Genomic DNA, 2,615 nt, shown 5'->3' with positions numbered 1-2,615 from the left:
TCCAGCAACCCGGATCTTGCGCGTGCCGAGTGCTGGTATTGGATCCGGAGGGCGCAGGCGCGCTATTTTGCCGGCGACTTCGCGGCCGCCGTCGATGCGTCGGCGAGAGCGCGCCGGCTGCGGTGGTCGACGCTGTCGAATCTCGAGGTCGCGGAATATGACTTCTACGCAGCCTTGTCTCACGCGGCATCTGCTTCCGCGGCGACGGATGCGCGCCAGCAGCATGTCGAAGCGCTCGCTGCGCATCACCGGCAAATCCAGATCTGGGCCGAGCACTGCCCTGAGAGTTTTGAAAACCGCGCCGCGCTGGTTGGCGCCGAGATTGCTCGGATCGACGGCCGAAATGTTGACGCGATGCGGCTGTACGAACAGGCCATCCGCTCGGCCCAGGCAAACGGCTTCGTCCACAACGAGGCACTCGCCTATGAACTGGCCGCGCGCTTCTACGCGGCGCGTGGCTTCGAGAAGATTGCCCGTGTGTATTTGCAGGACGCCCGCTACGGCTATCTGCGTTGGGGAGCCGACGGCAAGGTGCGGCAACTCGACGAGCTGCATCCCCACCTCAGGGGGCAAACGCCAGCGCGCGCACCGTCGAGCACGATCGGGGCGTCCATGGAACACCTCGACCTCGCGACCGTGATCAAGGTGTCGCAGGCCGTCTCGGGCGAGATCGTGCTGGAAATGCTGATCGACACACTCATGCGCACGGCCATCGAGCAGGCTGGCGCCGAGCGAGGTCTGTTGATTCTTTCGCGCGGGGCTGAGCCGCGGATCGAGGCGGAAGCCACGATCGGCGGCGACACGGTCGTGGTGCAGCAGCGCGACCAGCCGGTGACCGCTTCCGTGCTGCCGGAATCGGTGCTCCACTATGTCTTGCGCACCCGCGAGAGCGTCATCCTCGACGATGCCGCCGCCCAGCCGCAGTTTGGCGAGGATCCCTACTTTCGTCGGGGCCAGGCGCGATCCGTTCTCTGCCTGCCCTTGATCACCCAGGCCAAGCTCATCGGCGTGCTCTATCTCGAGAACAGCCTCACCCCCCGGGTCTTCGCGCCGGCCCGCAGCGCGGTGCTGAAGCTGCTCGCCTCGCAGGCCGCTATCGCGCTGGAGAACACCCGCCTCTACAATGATCTGCAGGAACGGGAAGCCAGGATCCGCCGCCTGGTCGACGCCAATATCATTGGCATCATGATGTGGTCGGTCGGAGGCCGGATCATCGAAGCCAACGAAGCATTTCTCGACATGCTGGGATACAGCCGTGAAGATCTCATCTCGGATCGGCTGCGGTGGGCGGCGCTGACACCCGCCGAGTGGGCTCCAGCCGACCAGGATGCGTTGGCCCAGACCAGCGCGACCGGGATCTGCAAGCCCTACGAGAAGGAATTTTTCCGCAGAGACGGCAACCGCGTGCCGATTCTGATTGCCGCCGCGCTGTTCGAGTGGAAACGAGACGAGGGCGTTGCCTTTATCGTCGACTTGACCGAGCGCAAGCAGGCCGAACAGAAGCTGCGCGCCAGCGAGCAGCGCCTGCTCGATGCCCAAATGGAGCTCGCGCATGTCACGCGCGTGACGACGTTGGGAGAACTGACTGCTTCAATCTCCCATGAAGTGAGCCAACCACTCGCCGCCGTCGTCAATGCCGCGGCGGCATGCCTGCGCTGGCTCGACGGCGGCACCCCCAACCTGGATGAAGCGCGCAGCGCTGTGGATTGGATCATCAAGGAAAGCCATCGGGCGGGCGAGGTGATCCGGCGTGTTCGGGCGCTCGCAAACAAGACCGACCTGGAGAAGGTCCCGCTCGACATCAACGATGCGGTCAAGGAGGCCATCGCCCTGATGCAGCGCGAAATGGACAGCCACCAGGTGTTGTTGCGAACAGATTTGGCACCCGGTCTACCCATGATCCTGGGTGATCGAGTGCAACTGCAGCAGGTGATCATCAACCTGGTGATGAATGGCATTGAAGCGATGCAATCGGTCTCGGACCGACCGCGCGAACTGGTGCTGCGATCGCAGCAGGACGAAACCCATCGCGTGCTGGTCACTGTGGCGGACTCCGGTGTCGGAATCTCCACGGAGAACGCCGACCGGCTTTTCAACGCCTTCTTCACCACCAAATCCAGCGGTATGGGCATGGGGCTCTCGATCTGCCGTTCGATCGTGGAAGCCCACGGTGGCCGACTGTGGACGACGGCAAACCCATCCCATGGTGCCACGTTTCAGTTCACCCTGCCGGTGATTGCAGGCACCGCATCCTGAGGTTGCACCCCGCGAGGCGTCCAAAGAGCGGGCGCCCTCCGGCTCATCGCGCCACTCGCCTGGCTTCAATTCAATGGGGGACCGCCGCCAGCCCGGCTTGCGCGATTTGCGCGTCGTGCTCCGGCGCGTCGAAGCACGCCCTCATGGCGCCAATGACCTCGCCATGGACGACGATCGGAAGGCGGCCTTGTATCTCGGTGTAGCCCTACGCCGCAACGGCTGCAACGCGACCGTGGTTGATCGCGTCCCCGCGCGCCTGACTCGGTTTCTTGACCAGCGCAGCCGTTCGGGCCTTGCCAAACGCAAGCTCCACGAGGTGGACTGGAATCAAGCAAGATTGACCAAACATCGGCAAAATC

At 63.9% G+C, this 2,615-nt stretch carries 2 protein-coding genes; both read left to right on the top strand.

The window, feature by feature from the left end; all coding sequences use genetic code 11:
* Positions 1–2,256: GAF domain-containing sensor histidine kinase (locus QOH60_RS28695; protein WP_526425286.1), on the top strand; the 2,256-nt coding region annotated here is incomplete at its 5' end.
* A 163-nt stretch (positions 2,257–2,419) separates the two neighbouring features.
* A partial coding sequence (locus tag QOH60_RS28690; protein WP_526425285.1) for a hypothetical protein occupies positions 2,420–2,615 on the top strand: 196 nt, incomplete at its 3' end.

Origin of the sequence: Mycobacterium sp. (genome assembly GCF_032159765.1) — a bacterium.
Lineage (GTDB): Bacteria > Actinomycetota > Actinomycetes > Mycobacteriales > Mycobacteriaceae > Mycobacterium.
The sequence above is the reverse complement of the archived record's forward strand: the minus strand, read 5'-3'. Positions and strand labels throughout refer to the sequence as shown.